Genomic DNA, 13689 nt, shown 5'->3' with positions numbered 1-13689 from the left:
TTGCGCCTGCGCCGGACAAACAAATTGGTTGTTTTTCTAGAGTTTTGGGCCAGCCGCCGGCCGATACCGCCGGGCCGGGCAGACGGAGGAGATTGAGGCTACATGCGGAGCGCGTCGGGAGGTCCCCGCGTCTTGTTGAGACGGCTCCGCGAAACCATGGCGGAGCAGGTCTCGGCCCAGGAGCGGCTGGACAAGATCGTGGTGCTGATCGCCGCCAACATGGTGGCCGAGGTGTGCTCGGTCTACGTGCTGCGCGTCGACAACACGCTCGAGCTCTACGCCACCGAGGGTCTCAACCGCGAGGCTGTGCACCACACCGTGCTCAGCGCCCACGAGGGCCTCGTTGGTCTCGTCGCGAGCGAGGCGACCCCGCTCAACTTGAGCGACGCGCAGAGCCATCCGGCCTTCTCGTTCCGTCCCGAGACCGGCGAAGAAATCTATCACTCCTTCCTCGGCGTGCCGATCCTGCGCGCCGGCAACACGCTCGGCGTGCTGGTGGTGCAGAACCGCGCCAAGCGCAATTACGTCGAGGAAGAGCTCGAGGCGCTGCAGACCACCGCCATGGTGTTGGCGGAACTCATCGCCTCCGGCGAGCTGTCGGCGCTGGCCCAGCCGGGCCTGGAGCCTGCCGCGCGCCATTCGGCGCAGAAGGTCGGCGCCATCCTGTCGGAAGGCATCGCGCTCGGCCACGTCGTGCTGCACGAGCCGCGCGTCGTCATCAAGGATTACATCGCCGAGGACCTGCCGAAGGAAATCAAGCGGCTGGACACCGCCCTCGCCAAGCTGCGCGCCGACCTCGACCGCATGCTGGAGCGCGGCGACGTTGCCGAGGGCGGCGAGCACCGCGAGGTGCTGGAAGCCTACCGCATGTTCGCCAACGACCAGGGCTGGTCGCACAAGCTGCACGAGGCGGTCGCCACCGGCCTCACCGCGGAAGCCGCCGTCGAGCGCGTGCAGTCCGACACCCGCGCGCGCATGCTGCGCTCGACGGATCCTTATTTGCGCGACCGCCTGCACGATCTCGAGGATCTCGGCTACCGCCTGATGCGGCAGCTGGTCGGCCAGGATCATGCGCCGTCGCGCGAGCAATTGCCCGACAATGCCATCGTCATCGCGCGCGCGATGGGCCCGGCGGCGCTGCTCGACTACGACCGCAAGCGCCTGCGCGGCATCGTGCTGGAGGAGGGCACCGCCAACTCCCACGTCTCGATCGTGGCGCGGGCGCTCGGCATCCCCGCGGTCGGCGAGGTGCCGAACGCGCCCGGCATCGCCGATCCCGGCGATGCCATCATCGTCGACGGCACGTCCGGCTCGATCTATGTGCGTCCGTCGCAGGAGATCGAAGCCGCTTTCGCCGAGCGCGTGCGCTTCCGCGCCCGCCGCCAGGCGCAATATCTGGCACTGCGCGACCGGCCCTGCGTCACCAAAGATGGCCAGAAGGTCGAGCTGATGATCAACGCAGGTCTCGCGATCGACCTGCCCCATATCGAGGATACCGGCAGCGCCGGCATCGGCCTGTTCCGCACCGAGCTGCAGTTCATGGTCGGCCAGAGCCTGCCGCGCACCAGCGACCAGCTCGCGCTCTATCGCACCGTGCTGGATGCCGCGGGCGACAAGCCCGTCACCTTCCGCACCCTCGATATCGGCGGCGACAAGGCGCTGCCCTACATGGAAGCGGTGATCGAGGAAAATCCTGCGCTCGGCTGGCGGGCGATCCGGCTCGGGCTCGATCGCCCCGGCCTGTTGCGCGGTCAGATCCGCGCGCTCTTGCGCGCCGGCGGCGGCCGTGCGCTGCGCATCATGTTCCCGATGATCTCGGAGGTCGCCGAATTTGATTCGGCGAAGGCGCTCGTCGAGCGCGAGCTGACATACTTACGCCAGCACGGCCACACGCTGCCTGAAAGAATCGACATCGGCACCATGGTCGAGGTGCCCGCCCTGCTCTACCAGCTCGACGAGCTCCTGAAGAAGGTCGATTTCATCTCGGTCGGCTCCAACGATCTGTTCCAGTTCCTGTTCGCGGTGGACCGCGGCAATGCGAAGGTCTCCGAGCGCTTCGACACGATGTCGGCGCCGATCCTGCGCGCGCTCCGCGATATCGCGCGCAAGGCGCAAGCCGCGCAGAAGTCGCTCTCGCTCTGCGGCGAGATGGCCTCCAAGCCCATCGGCGCACTGGCGCTGATCGCGCTCGGCTATCGCTCGCTGTCGCTCTCGGCGACCGCGCTCGGCCCGGTCAAGGCGATGGTGCTCGATCTCGACGCCAAGAAGGCCGAAGCGATGCTCAACCCTCTGCTGGATGCGCCCGCGGGCAGCGTCTCGATCCGGCAGAAGCTGACGGAATTTGCCGAGGCCGAGGGCCTTGCGTTGTAGCGGGCCTGTCGCCCGCTCCCCGCCGCCCTCGCCTCCTTCCGCCCCTTGAGACTGAACCGATGTCGTCACTCCCCGAAGCCAAACTGGACGTCCTGCTCGCGCATCACGCTTCGCTCGAGGCCGAGTCGCTCGGGCAGCTCGCCTCCGAACGCTACGTGCAGATCACGCGTGAGCTCGCCGAGATCACCCCGCTGGTCGAGGCGGTCAAGACTTATCGGTCCGCAGTCAAGGAGCTCGCCGATACCGAGGCCCTCATCGCCGATCCCGCGACCGATGCCGAGATGCGCGGCATGGCGGAAGCCGAGCGCGACGAGCTGACGCCGAAAATTGAGCAGCTGGTCCAGAAGATCCGCGTCGCGCTGCTGCCCAGGGACGCCATGGACGATCGCAACGTGGTGTTGGAAATCCGCGCCGGCACCGGCGGCGACGAGGCCTCGCTGTTCGCGGGCGACCTGTTCCGGATGTACGAGCGCTTCGCTGCCCTGCAGGGCTGGAAGGTCGAGGTGATCTCGGCGAGCGAAGGCACCGTCGGCGGCTACAAGGAAATCATCGCGCAGGTGCAGGGCCGCGGCGCGTTCTCGAAGCTGAAATTCGAATCCGGCGTGCACCGCGTGCAGCGCGTGCCCGATACCGAGACGCAAGGGCGCATCCATACGTCCGCCGCCACCGTCGCGGTGCTGCCGGAGGTCGAGGATGTCGACGTCGACATCAAGAACGAAGACCTGCGCATCGAGACCATGCGCGCGCAAGGCGCCGGCGGCCAGCACGTCAACAAGACCGAATCGGCGATCCGCATCACCCACATCCCGACCGGCATCGTGGTGATGATGCAGGACAGCCGCTCGCAGCACAAGAACCGCGCCTCGGCCATGAACATCCTGCGCTCGCGCATCTACGACGCCGAGCGCCAGCGCGTCGACGCCGCGCGCTCGGCCGAGCGCAAGGAGAAGGTCGGCTCAGGCGATCGCTCGGAGCGCATCCGCACCTATAATTTCCCGCAAGGGCGTGTCACCGACCATCGCATCAACCTGACGCTCTACAAGCTGCCGCAGGTGATAGCAGGCGAAGCGCTGGGCGAATTGATCGACGCACTCACGACCGAACACCAGGCCGCACAGCTCGCCGCGCAAGGCGCGGCGGCGTGACGCGCGCGTGAGCAACGGCTTCACAGGACAATCGATCGAGAGCGCACGGCGCGCGGTGGCGGCGCAGCTGCGATCTGCACAGCTCGACGAAGCCGAGCTCGACGCCCGCATCCTGATCGGTGCCGTGGTTGGCCTCGATCTCACCGGCCTCATTGCACAGGCCGCCCGGCCCCTGACGAGCGCCGAAGCGTTGCAGCTCGCGCAATATGCGGGGCGACGGATCGCGGGCGAACCGGTGGCGCGCATCCTCGGGATGCGCGAATTCTGGGGCCTGTCCTTTCGCCTGTCGGAGGCGACCCTGGTTCCGCGCCCCGCACCGAAACGGTGGTCGAGCGTGCGCTCGAGCTCTTTCGCGAGCAGAAGATTCACCGCCCCCGCATCGTCGACATCGGCACCGGTTCGGGCGCGATCCTGCTCGCGCTGCTGCACGAGATTCCCGATGCCTTCGGTGTCGGCACCGATCTCAGCCTCACCGCGCTCGGCACCGCGCGGGGCAATGCCGCCGCCCTCGGCCTTGGCAACCGTTCTGCCTTCGTTGGCTGCTCCTATCTGGCCGCGCTCTCGGGTCCGTTCGATCTCATCGTGTCGAACCCGCCCTATATTCCTTCCGCCGAAATTCCGAAATTGAGCGTCGATGTGCGAGAGCACGATCCGCATCTGGCGCTCGACGGCGGCAATGACGGATATGACGCCTACCGCGCCCTGATCCCGCAGGCGGCCGAGCGCCTCGTCCCCGGCGGGGCTTTGATCGTCGAGGCCGGGCAGGGCCAGGCCCGGAATATTGAAACCTTGATGGCCGCTGCCGCGTTAGTGGTGGACAGGCCGCCCATGGCCGATTTGGCGGGTATCCCACGGGCCGTTTCGGCCCGAAAAATGCCCCCATAAAAGCCGGATTGATCTGTAAAAAGCTCTTGGAATATCCCTTGGGAACGACTACGTTCCGGTCAACACATCGGTGCCGGCCCCGTAGACCTACGGGCGAAAGCCGGGCTCTCGGGCGAGAGCTTTACTGATTAAGGTTCCAAGCCGCAGGGTTGAGCGCGATGGCCAGTGAGCTGCGCTGCTCTCCGACCGCAACGTGAACGAAAGCCTGTTATTGCGCTTGAAGACTTACGCAAGAAAGCTGGGCTTGTTTCGGCAGGCGATATGAATGGGTTCGCTGGCAATGGATGCTGGCGGGGGGAACGCGTCTTTGTTGAACGCGACGGTCGACGAACATCGGCAGGGCTCGATCCGCTCTCGTGCGCGGTGCGTACGAGCGACGTGAACCGCTGTCACCAGGTCAGTCTCGGCAATCAGTAGTGCGTGCAACCTTTAGGGCTGGAATTAAAGGCAGGACATGAGAAACGGTCAGAACAAGCAGCGGATGCGCAACCGCAACAACAATAACAACAACAACAACCGGCGCGGCCAGAACCCGATGACCCGGGTCTACGAGTCCAACGGGCCCGACATCAAGATCCGCGGCACGGCCTCGCATATCGCCGAGAAGTATCTCCAGCTCGCGCGCGATGCGCGCTCCTCCGGCGATCCCGTTGCGGCCGAGAACTACTACCAGCATGCCGAGCATTATTTCCGCCTGATCGCGGCCGCCCAGGAGCAGTTCCGCCAGAACCAGCAGCCGCGTGGCGACGAGCCGATCAGCAACAGCAGCGGCGACGACAGCGACGACGACGGCGAGAACTTCTCGGCGTTCGGCCAGGAGCCGGGCTTCGTGCCGCAGCCGCCGCAGCAGCAGCCCTTCATGCGCGACCGCGACGGCCAGCGCGATCATCACCAGCGTGATCACCAGCAGCGCGACAATCAGCAGCCCTATCAGCGCGACAACCAGCAGCCGCGCGAGCACCGCGAACGCGACCATCGTCCGCAGCCGCAATATCAGCCGCAGCCGCAACCCGCGAACCAGCCGCAGCCCGTCATTGCCGATACCGGCAGCGTCGACCGCCTGCCATCCTTCATCACCGGCGCACAGCCGCAGGTGAATGGCGGCCAGGGCGGCTTCGAGGGCGGCGGTGGCGGCGGCGAGCGCTATCCGCGCCGTCGGCGCCGGCCGCATGGGCCGCGTCCCGATCGCGAAGCGGCTCCCGCCGCGCCCAGCGACGAGGTCGCTTCCGGCGAGTAAGCCTCTTCTGATTTCTGACCTGAATCGTCCCGGCCACGCCGGGACGATTTTTTTTGGAGATATGCGGTAGCTGAATCGGTGAGAGCCGCAGGCACGGATCACCTCTCCCGGGGGAGAGGTGAAAAGGAGCTGCGCGTCACCGTCGTCGAGGATGGCACCAGCACGGGCTTGGCCAGCGAGGGAATCAGGCGCGCGCGCTCGCGCTTGGCGGGAATCGCGCGATAGACCTGCTTGGTCGCCTCGACGATATGCACGCCGGCAAAGGGCAGCGACAGCGCCGCCCCGGCACGCTCCCACATCTGCGCCGATCTCAGCACCCAGCCGCCGGCATAGGGCGGCATGAACAGCGCTTCGCCCCAGGCCGTCGGCGTGAACCAGGTCTGGCGCAACAGGTCGGTGATCTGCGAGCGCGAATAGGGCCGGCCGTGACCGAACGGCGTGCTGTCGGTGCGGGTCCATACGCCGCGCCGGTTCGGGATCACCGCGATGACGCGGCCCGAGCCCGACAGCACCCGCCACACCTCGCGCAGCAGCGCGGCCGGATCGTCCGACATCTCCAGCGCATGGACCAGCAGGATGCGGTCGACCGCGGCGTCGGGAAGCGGCAGCGAGAACTCGTCGACCAGCGAGGCCAGCGCCGGCCGTCCCGTCGGCCATTTCAGGACACCCTGGGCGGCCGGCATGAAGGCGATGCAGCGCTCGGCGTCTTCGCGGAACAATCCCAGATAGGGGGTGGGATAACCGATGCCGAGCACGCGCTGGCCCTCGGCGCCCGGCCAGCGCTGCCGGATGCCGCGATTGATCATTTGCCGCGCCACAATCCCGAGGCGACGGGAATAGAACTCGCGGAGGTCGACGACATCGATTGTCATGACGGCAATGTAACATGCGCGAGGGCACGCCTGCGCGCGGAATATTGCATTGCCTGGGCAACGTTAACGCCATATTTGTCGGTCGGGGCTGAGCGCGATGGAGAGGTCATGGCCGCCGAAATTCGTACTTTCACCTGTTTAAACGACAATTTCGGTTATCTGATCCACGATCCGGAAACCAAGGCGACGGCGTCGATCGACGCGCCGGAGGCCGGCCCGATCCTGCAGGCGCTGGAGCGCGAGGGCTGGCAGCTCACCGACATCCTGATCACCCATCACCATGGCGATCATGTCGGCGGGGTCGCCGAACTCAAGCAGAAATACAATTGCCGCGTCGTCGCGCCGCATGACAAGACGACGAAGATCGCCAACGTCGATCTGCGTGTCGCCAATGCCGACGTGGTCAAGATCGGCAATCTGCTGGCGCGCGTCGTGGAGACGCCCGGCCACACGCTCGACCACATCTCCTACGTGTTCGACAATGAGAAGACGGTGTTCGCCGCCGACACGCTGTTCTCGATCGGCTGCGGCCGCGTGTTCGAGGGCACCTATCCGATGATGTGGGATTCGCTGTTGAAGCTGCGCGCGCTGCCCGACGACTTCAAGCTCTATTGCGGCCACGAATACACGGCGTCCAACGTCAAGTTCGCCCTCACCGTCGACCCCGACAATGCGGCGCTGCAGGCGCGCGCGGCCGAGGTGGCCAAGCTGCGGGCCGAGAACAAGCCGACCATTCCCGTGCTGCTTGGCGACGAGAAGCGGGCGAATGTGTTCCTGCGCGCCGATGAGCCGTCGGTTGCAGCCAGGCTCCACATGAAAGGCGCGGATGCCGCCGCGGTGTTCGGCGAGCTCCGCGAGCGCAAGAACAAGTCCTGAAGAACAAGTCCTGACGAGGATCGATGCCGACCGCAGCCGAGATCATCGCGCGCCTCGAACTTCGCCCGCATCCCGAGGGCGGGCACTATCGCGAGACCTTTCGCGATCAGACCACCGACGCCAACGGGCGTTCGCGCTCGACCCTGATCTACTTCCTGCTCGCGCGCGGCGAACGCTCGCACTGGCATCGCATCGACGCGGTCGAGACCTGGCACTACTATGCCGGCAGCCCCTTGACGCTGCGCATCGCCCACGACGGCTGCTCGCAGCACGAGGTGCGGCTCGGCACGGATCTCTTCGGCGGCGAGCGGCCGCAGGGAATCGTGCCGGCCAATGCCTGGCAGATGGCGGAGACCACGGGCGAGTGGACGCTGGTCGGCTGCAGCGTGGCGCCGGCATTCGAGTTCGCGAAGTTCGAGCTGGCACCGAACGGCTGGGAGCCGTAGGCCAACAGCGTCACTCCGGGGCGCCACACAAGCGGCGAACGATGATGCGCAATTGCGCATCGGAGAATCCATCTCGCCACCATTGACGCGGATCGATGAATTCCGGGCTCGCACGTCGCGCGCGCCGGAATGACAATCATCGCTTCCTCAACACCATGTCCTTGGCCGCGATCAGGCCGCCGCCGGCAATCAGGACCGCGGCGATGGCGATGTTGGCGCTGGCTTTGGCAAAGCCGGCGGCGATGAGGAAGCCGGTCGAGAGCAGCGGCGTCGCGTAGGAGGCGGCGCCGAGCACGCGGATATCGCCGCGCTTCATGCCGATGTCCCAGGCGTAGAAGGCGGCGCCCACCGGCCCGATGCCGAGCGCGATCACGGAGAGCCATTGCAGCGTGGTTTCCGGCCAGACGGTGGTCTCCAGCGCGCCATGCATCAGCGCGGCAAGCACTGATGTAGCGAGACAGAAGCCCGCGACCGCGTCGGTCGGCACCGCTTTTAACCGGCGCGACAGCACCGAATAGGTTGCCCAGACGAAGGCGGCGATGAAGGCCGCGATCAATCCGGGCACTGCCCCCGGCGCGAAGCCGATGGTGTTGCCGGCGAACAGCAGCACGGTGCCGACGAGGCCAAGCACGGCGCCGACGATGTGGTGCACGGCGAGGCGCTCGCCCGGCAGGAACGACGAGAACAGCACGATGAGCAGCGGCCAGAGATAGTTCAACAGGCCGGCTTCGGCCGGCGGCGCAAAGCGCAGCGCGAGGAAATAGAGGGCGTGGTAGCCGAACAAGCCGCCGACGCCGACGGCCCACACCACCAGCGGCTGGCGCAGGCTTTTGGCGGCATCGCCGCGACCCATCCAGGTCAGCAGGCCGACGAGACCGCCGATCGCGAAGGTCATCGCGGCGAGCTGGAACGCCGGAATCTTTCCGGTCGCAACCGTCATCACCGACAGCAGCGACCACATCAGGATCGCCGTCAGTCCGATCAGCGTCGCAGTGCGGGGAGTCATCGAAATGGAGGCCTCTTCATTCCGGGATGGCGCGTAGCGCCAGCCCCGGAATGACAGGGCATGATGCCCGGGACAAGCCCGGTCATGACGAAGTCACCTATATGATCGAACGTGATGCGATCGCATCACACCATGTACTGGCCGCCGTTGACCGACAGCGTCGACCCGGTGATTGCGCCGGCCTCATCGGCGGCGAGGAACACGACGGCGCGCGCGATCTCCTCGGGCTCGCCGAGACGGCCGATCGGGATCAGCGGCAGGATGGACTTTTCCAGCACGTCCTTCGGCACCGCCTGCACCATCTCGGTGTTGATGTAGCCCGGGCATATCGCGTTCACGGTGACGCCGCCCTTGGCGTTCTCCAGCGCCAGGGCCTTGGTGAAGCCGATCTCGCCGGCCTTGGCCGCGGAATAGTTCACCTGGCCGAACTGGCCCTTCTGGCCGTTGATCGAGGAGATGTTGATGATGCGGCCGAACTTGCGCCCGCGCATGCCTTCGATCACCTGGCGCGACATGTTGAACAGCGACCCGAGATTGGTGCCGATCACGGCGTTCCATTGCTCGAGGCTCATCTTGTGGAAGGCGCCGTCCTTGGTGATGCCGGCATTGTTGACGAGCACGTCGACCGGGCCGACCTCGGCCTCGACTTTTTTCACGCCTTCGGCGCAGGCGTCGAAATTGCTGACGTCCCATTTGTAGACGGCAATGCCGGTCTCGGCCTTGAACTTCTCCGCCGCCGCATCGTTGCCGGCATAGCTTGCCGCGACCTTGTAGCCGGCCGCCTTCAGCGCCTTGCTGATCGCAGCTCCGATGCCCCGCGTACCACCCGTCACCAGTGCAACACGTGCCATATCGTATTCCTTCCCTTGGACTCTTCCTTGGACTCTTCGGACGTTTCTGAGTGATCGTTATTAGCCAAGGATTATGCGGGACGTTTGACGGACATCAAGAACAAAACGCCCGGCGTGAGCCGGGCGTTTCTCTTTAGTCGAGGCCTGCGCGGTTGCGAAGAATATTTGATTTGCAACCGCCGCTTTTTTAGTCGCGTGCAACGCACTCAATCAGGTGTGCGGCGCACGCGTCAGTTTCACGTCAGCGACCTTCAGTCGCGCGCCAGACACATCGCGATACCCATGCCGCCGCCGATGCACAGCGTGGCAAGGCCCTTTTTCGAATCGCGCTTCTGCATCTCGTGCAGCAGCGTCACGAGCACGCGCGCGCCGGAGGCACCGACGGGGTGGCCGATCGCGATCGCGCCGCCATTGACGTTGACCTTCGAGGTATCCCAGCCGAGGTCCTTGTTGACGGCGCAGGCCTGCGCCGCAAAGGCCTCGTTGGCCTCGATCAGATCGAGATCACCGACATTCCAGCCGGCCTTCTTCAGTGCAGCGCGTGAGGCCGGGATCGGGCCCGAGCCCATGATCTTCGGATCGACGCCGGCCTGCGCCCAGGACACGATGCGCGCGAGCGGCTTCTTGCCTTCCTTGGCGGCCTGCTTGGCGGTCATCAGCACCACGGCGGCAGCGCCGTCATTGATGCCCGAGGCCGAGCCCGCGGTGACCGTGCCGTCCTTCTCAAAGGCCGGCTTGAGCTTCGCCATCGCGTCGAGCGTGGCGCCATGGCGCGGATATTCGTCGGCGCTGACGACCACGTCGCCCTTGCGGGTCTTGATGGTGACGGGGACGATCTCGTCGTTGAACTTGCCGGCCTTCTGGGCGGCCTCGGCCTTCTGCTGCGAGGCGACCGCGAACTCGTCCTGCTGGGCGCGAGTGATCTGCCACTGGCGCGCAACGTTCTCGGCGGTGTTGCCCATGTGGTAGCCGTTGAAGGCATCCCAGAGGCCGTCCTTGATCATGGTGTCGACCAGCTCGAGGCCGCCCATCTTGACGCCGCCGCGCAGGTGCTGGGCGTGAGGGGCCATGCTCATGGATTCCTGGCCGCCGGCGACCACGATCTCGGAATCGCCGTTGAGCAGCGCCTGATAGCCGAGCGCGACCGTACGCAGGCCCGAGCCGCAAAGCTGGTTGACGCCCCAGGCCGGGCTTTCCACCGGAATGCCAGCCATGATCGAGGCCTGGCGGGCCGGGTTCTGGCCCTGGGCGGCGGTGAGGATCTGGCCCATGATGACTTCGGAGACTCGGCCGGGCTCGATACCGGCGCGCTCCAGCGCGGCCTTGATGGCGACGGCGCCGAGGTCATGGGCAGGAAGGGTCGCGAAGGCTCCGTTGAAGCTTCCGACCGGGGTGCGGGCGGCGCTGACGATGACGACATCGTCTGACATGGGCATCTCCTGAGGTTCTTGTGAAGGGGCAGGCGGGGCTGGAAAAACGCTCGCCAGTCTCGTCAGCCATCCTGTTAACGTCGTTGAGGCATGTCAATCGGCGGGGGGGCCGAATCCTTGCCGCAGCGCATTCAAAATAGCGTTCTTGACGCTTTCGCAAGCACGTTTTTGCTGCCGGATTAACCGTGGCGCACAAAACGGTAGCGTGACCCCTTTGAAAATGCTTATTTTGTTGCGTTGCGTACTCGTCCCGCCCTGCGGCATAGCCGCCGGGTTCCCGTTCTCAGCGTTTTTGCAAGTGAGAGCCCATGGCGAAATCAGACCAACCCACCACGATCAAGAAATACGCGAACCGCCGGCTCTATAACACCGGAACGAGTACTTACGTGACGCTGGAAGACCTCGCCGCCATGGTCAAGGACGGCGAAGATTTCCTGGTCTACGACGCCAAGACCGGCGACGACATCACCCGCTCCGTGCTCGCCCAGATCATCTTCGAGCAGGAGAACAAGGCCGGCCAGAACCTGCTCCCGACCACCTTCCTGCGCCAGCTGATCCGCTTCTACGGCGACAGCATGCAGATGGTGGTGCCGAAATATCTGGAGCAGTCCATCGCGACGCTGACCCAGGAGCAGGAGAAGTTCCGCAAGCAGATTGCCAATACGCTGTCCGGCACTCCGTTTGCGCCGCTGGAGGAGCAGGTTCGTCGCAACATGGAGCTGTTCCAGCAGACCTTCTCGATGTTCAAGCCGTTCGCCGCGCCTCGCCCGGCGGCCAGCCCGGAGCCGGAGCCCGATGCGAACGCCGAGGCGCCGAAGGACAGCAACATCGACGATTTGCGCCAGCAGATGAAGGAAATGCAGGAGCGCCTCGAGCGGATGTCGAAGAAGGACGAATAGGTCGTTCGTTCGCGCCGGCGCGTCCGCATACGGCGGGCGCGCGAATTGCCAGTTGATTCCCGGCCACGGCCGGAGCACGCCATGTCTGAGCGCACCACGCACTGGGACAACGTCTACGCCACCAAGGGCGAGGCCGAGGTCAGCTGGTATCAGGACAGCCCGGCGATCTCGCTCGCGATGATTCGCGCGGCCAACCCGGATCGTGACGCCGCCATCATCGATATTGGCGGCGGTGCGTCGCGACTGGTCGACGCGCTGCTTCAGGACGGATATCGCCGCCTGTCCGTGCTGGACCTCTCCGCCAACGCGCTCGACGTTGCCAAGAAGCGAATCGGCCAAGCCGCCTCAACGGTCGACTGGATCGTCGCCGATGCCACGACATGGCAGCCAACCAGGACCTACGATGTCTGGCACGATCGCGCGGCGTTTCACTTCCTGACCGCTCCCGACGACAGGGCGGCTTACGTCGAGCGCCTGCGGTCGGCGGTTGGCCCCGGCGGCCAAGTCATCATCGCCACGTTCGCACCCGACGGGCCGGAGAAATGCAGCGGCCTGCCGGTGCAGCGCCATGACGGCGCGAGCCTCGCGGCTGAGCTCGGGCCGGCGTTCGAGCTGGTCGAGACGCGGCGCGAGACGCACCGCACACCGTGGGATTCCACGCAGGCGTTTCAGTTCAGCCGGTTTCGGAGGCGGGGCTCATAAAGCGGCGCGGCTCGAGTTGTGGATTGTCGATGCTCCCACAAGCTCGCAATGACGCTGTACGCGGAAGCAGCGAGACCTACGCAGCCAGCTTCACCGCATGCGCAAAGTCCCAATAGAGCTTGCGCGCCTTGGTGTAGAGCGGGCCCGGCTTCAGCTCGCGCTCGTCGATGCGGATCACCGGCGCGACCTTGGCGAAATTGCCCGTTGAAAAGATCTCGTCGGCGGCGAGGAAATCGGCATAGCGCAGCGTCTTCTCGACCACGGTGATGCCATCGCCGCGAAGCAGGCTGATGACGCGCTGGCGGGTGATACCGTTGAGGAAGGTGCCGTTCGGCACCGGCGTGAACACCACGCCGTCCTTGGCCATGAACACGTTGGAATTGCCGAACTCGGCGACATTGCCGAGCATGTCGAGCATCAACGCATTCTGGAAGCCGCGTGAGGTCGCTTCGGCGAGTGCGCGCGAATTGTTGGGATAGAGGCAGGCTGCCTTCGCTTCGACCGGCGCGCATTCGGTGGTGGGCCTGCGGAACGGCGAGAGCGTGATCGCGTTGCCGACGGGTTTCGGTATCGGCGCCTCGTAGATGCACAGACACCAGTTGGTGGACTCAGGATCGAACAGCACGCCGCCGCCGAGCCCGCTCTGCGCCCAGTACATCGGACGGATATAGAGCTCGGCATTCGCCGCGAAACGCGCGATGCCTTCGTTTGCGAGCGCGAGCCAGGTGCCGGTATCGACCACCGGCTTCAGGCCGAAGCTGATCGCGGATTGGTTGGTGCGGGCCATGTGAAGGTCGAGATCGGGCGCGACGCCTTCGAACGCACGGGCGCCGTCGAACACGACCGAGCCGAGCCAGGCCGCATGCGTGCGCGGCCCCATGATCGGCACGTTGCCGTCATGCCATTTGCCATCGAAGAAGGTCCAGCTTGGTGAATATTCGATTGGCTTCTTGATCTCGGCCATGACCTA

The 13689-nt window shown here is 65.5% G+C and carries 12 protein-coding genes and 1 pseudogene; 8 read left to right on the top strand and 5 right to left on the bottom strand.

What is annotated here, in order from left to right; translation table 11 throughout:
* Positions 1-102 precede the first annotated feature (102 nt).
* The 4 genes and pseudogenes from ptsP (at position 103) to ACNJYB_RS02545 (ending at position 5637) form a co-directional block, all read left to right on the top strand.
* Positions 103-2370 carry a phosphoenolpyruvate--protein phosphotransferase gene (gene ptsP, locus ACNJYB_RS02560; protein WP_439372557.1) on the top strand — a complete coding sequence of 756 codons (2268 nt, stop codon included), beginning with the start codon at positions 103-105 and terminating at the stop codon, positions 2368-2370.
* Between the two features lie 59 nt (positions 2371-2429).
* Complete coding sequence (prfA, locus tag ACNJYB_RS02555) at positions 2430-3515, top strand: peptide chain release factor 1 (protein WP_439372556.1); 1086 nt, start codon at positions 2430-2432, stop codon at positions 3513-3515.
* Positions 3516-3522: 7 nt separating this feature from the next.
* A pseudogene (prmC, locus tag ACNJYB_RS02550) lies at positions 3523-4400 on the top strand (peptide chain release factor N(5)-glutamine methyltransferase).
* A gap of 454 nt (positions 4401-4854) precedes the next feature.
* Positions 4855-5637 (top strand): DUF4167 domain-containing protein, encoded by a 783-nt coding sequence (locus ACNJYB_RS02545; protein ID WP_439372555.1) that lies wholly within the window; start codon positions 4855-4857, stop codon positions 5635-5637.
* A gap of 98 nt (positions 5638-5735) precedes the next feature.
* On the opposite strand, the gene ACNJYB_RS02540 is transcribed toward ACNJYB_RS02545, so the two are convergent.
* Entirely contained in the window at positions 5736-6509 is a 774-nt protein-coding gene (locus ACNJYB_RS02540) for a methyltransferase domain-containing protein (protein WP_439372554.1), read from the bottom strand.
* Positions 6510-6617: 108 nt separating this feature from the next.
* Between ACNJYB_RS02540 and gloB the strand changes: the two genes are divergently transcribed.
* On the top strand, positions 6618-7385 hold the full coding sequence (gloB, locus tag ACNJYB_RS02535) for a hydroxyacylglutathione hydrolase (protein ID WP_439372553.1): 768 nt from the start codon (positions 6618-6620) through the stop codon (positions 7383-7385).
* A 23-nt stretch (positions 7386-7408) separates the two neighbouring features.
* The gene (locus ACNJYB_RS02530; protein WP_439372552.1) at positions 7409-7831 is read left to right on the top strand and encodes a cupin domain-containing protein; all 423 of its coding nucleotides are present in this window, start codon (positions 7409-7411) and stop codon (positions 7829-7831) included.
* A 136-nt stretch (positions 7832-7967) separates the two neighbouring features.
* Here ACNJYB_RS02530 and yddG read toward each other — a convergent pair whose 3' ends face one another.
* The 3 genes from yddG to ACNJYB_RS02515 form a co-directional block, all read right to left on the bottom strand.
* Positions 7968-8837 carry an aromatic amino acid exporter YddG gene (gene yddG / locus ACNJYB_RS02525; protein WP_439372551.1) on the bottom strand — a complete coding sequence of 290 codons (870 nt, stop codon included), beginning with the start codon at positions 8835-8837 and terminating at the stop codon, positions 7968-7970.
* 125 nt (positions 8838-8962) lie between these two features.
* On the bottom strand, positions 8963-9688 hold the full coding sequence (phbB, locus tag ACNJYB_RS02520; protein ID WP_439372550.1) for an acetoacetyl-CoA reductase: 726 nt from the start codon (positions 9686-9688) through the stop codon (positions 8963-8965).
* A 251-nt stretch (positions 9689-9939) separates the two neighbouring features.
* Positions 9940-11118 (bottom strand): acetyl-CoA C-acetyltransferase, encoded by a 1179-nt coding sequence (locus ACNJYB_RS02515; protein ID WP_439372549.1) that lies wholly within the window; start codon positions 11116-11118, stop codon positions 9940-9942.
* 308 nt (positions 11119-11426) lie between these two features.
* Here ACNJYB_RS02515 and phaR point away from each other — a divergent pair, with 308 nt between their 5' ends.
* The gene (gene phaR, locus ACNJYB_RS02510; RefSeq protein ID WP_080140538.1) at positions 11427-12017 is read left to right on the top strand and encodes a polyhydroxyalkanoate synthesis repressor PhaR; all 591 of its coding nucleotides are present in this window, start codon (positions 11427-11429) and stop codon (positions 12015-12017) included.
* An 81-nt stretch (positions 12018-12098) separates the two neighbouring features.
* Positions 12099-12719, top strand: a complete 621-nt coding sequence (locus tag ACNJYB_RS02505; protein ID WP_439372548.1) for a class I SAM-dependent methyltransferase — start codon at positions 12099-12101, stop codon at positions 12717-12719.
* 76 nt (positions 12720-12795) lie between these two features.
* On the opposite strand, the gene ACNJYB_RS02500 is transcribed toward ACNJYB_RS02505, so the two are convergent.
* The gene (locus tag ACNJYB_RS02500; RefSeq protein WP_439372547.1) at positions 12796-13683 is read right to left on the bottom strand and encodes a branched-chain amino acid aminotransferase; all 888 of its coding nucleotides are present in this window, start codon (positions 13681-13683) and stop codon (positions 12796-12798) included.
* Positions 13684-13689 lie beyond the last annotated feature (6 nt).

This window comes from Bradyrhizobium sp. SMVTL-02, from assembly GCF_051853005.1.
GTDB lineage: Bacteria > Pseudomonadota > Alphaproteobacteria > Rhizobiales > Xanthobacteraceae > Bradyrhizobium.
This window is presented reverse-complemented; position numbering and strand designations above follow the sequence as displayed.

Bases quoted from the DNA above. Each gene is read 5' to 3' on its own strand.
- ptsP (WP_439372557.1), top strand. From the start codon at position 103: ATGCGGAGCGCGTCGGGAGGTCCCCGCGTCTTGTTGAGACGGCTCCGC.
- prfA (WP_439372556.1), top strand. From the start codon at position 2,430: ATGTCGTCACTCCCCGAAGCCAAACTGGACGTCCTGCTCGCGCATCAC.
- ACNJYB_RS02545 (WP_439372555.1), top strand. From the start codon at position 4,855: ATGAGAAACGGTCAGAACAAGCAGCGGATGCGCAACCGCAACAACAAT.
- ACNJYB_RS02540 (WP_439372554.1), bottom strand. From the start codon at position 6,509: ATGACAATCGATGTCGTCGACCTCCGCGAGTTCTATTCCCGTCGCCTC.
- gloB (WP_439372553.1), top strand. From the start codon at position 6,618: ATGGCCGCCGAAATTCGTACTTTCACCTGTTTAAACGACAATTTCGGT.
- ACNJYB_RS02530 (WP_439372552.1), top strand. From the start codon at position 7,409: ATGCCGACCGCAGCCGAGATCATCGCGCGCCTCGAACTTCGCCCGCAT.
- yddG (WP_439372551.1), bottom strand. From the start codon at position 8,837: ATGACTCCCCGCACTGCGACGCTGATCGGACTGACGGCGATCCTGATG.
- phbB (WP_439372550.1), bottom strand. From the start codon at position 9,688: ATGGCACGTGTTGCACTGGTGACGGGTGGTACGCGGGGCATCGGAGCT.
- ACNJYB_RS02515 (WP_439372549.1), bottom strand. From the start codon at position 11,118: ATGTCAGACGATGTCGTCATCGTCAGCGCCGCCCGCACCCCGGTCGGA.
- phaR (WP_080140538.1), top strand. From the start codon at position 11,427: ATGGCGAAATCAGACCAACCCACCACGATCAAGAAATACGCGAACCGC.
- ACNJYB_RS02505 (WP_439372548.1), top strand. From the start codon at position 12,099: ATGTCTGAGCGCACCACGCACTGGGACAACGTCTACGCCACCAAGGGC.
- ACNJYB_RS02500 (WP_439372547.1), bottom strand. From the start codon at position 13,683: ATGGCCGAGATCAAGAAGCCAATCGAATATTCACCAAGCTGGACCTTC.